Here is a 722-nt window from a genome sequence, read left to right as displayed (position 1 = left end):
GGAGGGTGCGGACAAAATCTTGGACTACTTGGAGGTAGTCCATGTACTCGTATGAAGAGCGCCTAAGGGCGGTAGAACTGTACATCAAGCTCGGGAAGCGCTCCCGTGCGACCATTCGCCAGTTAGGTTACCCGACGAAGACTTCTCTTCGGAACTGGTATCAAGAATTCCTGGAACGCGGTGACCTTCAGGCTGGTTATGTACGATCGAAACAGAAATATTCGGTTGAACAGAAGAACATAGCGATCGAACACTATATGAATCACGGTCGCTGCTTCTCTGCCACTCTGGAGGCGTTGGGCTACCCCGGCCGAAGGACGCTAACCGAGTGGGTTCGCGAGCGATATCCAGAAACCAGGAAATGCGTTGTTGGCAAAGCGGGCAGGCCGACAGCTCCATTGGCATCCAAGCGGGCGGCAGTTTATGAACTTTGCACCCGAGAGGGCAGTGCAGAGGCAGTTGCACAAAGACTGGACGTCGACAGGGTAACGCTCTACAACTGGAAGAACCAGTTACTTGACCGAGAGGTTCCTGCCCCCATGAAACGTGACAAAAACCCACCGACAGACACTGATCGGATGGAGCTGGAGCGGCAAGTCGAATCGCTTCAGCGCGATATCCAAAATTTGCAGCTTGAACACGACCTATTGAAGAAGGCCAATGAAATTCTAAAAAAGGATCTTGGCGTCAGCCTCCGGCTCCTGAGCAATCGGGAGAAGACA

General features: G+C 52.9%; 1 pseudogene. It reads left to right on the top strand.

The features are described 5' to 3' along the window. Positions 1–41: 41 nt before the first annotated feature. Positions 42–722 (top strand): annotated as a pseudogene (locus C0039_RS20825) (IS3 family transposase); the annotation flags it as partial.

This window comes from Pseudohalioglobus lutimaris (assembly GCF_002866825.1).
Classification (GTDB): domain Bacteria; phylum Pseudomonadota; class Gammaproteobacteria; order Pseudomonadales; family Halieaceae; genus Halioglobus; species Halioglobus lutimaris.
The sequence above is the reverse complement of the archived record's forward strand: the minus strand, read 5'-3'. Positions and strand labels throughout refer to the sequence as shown.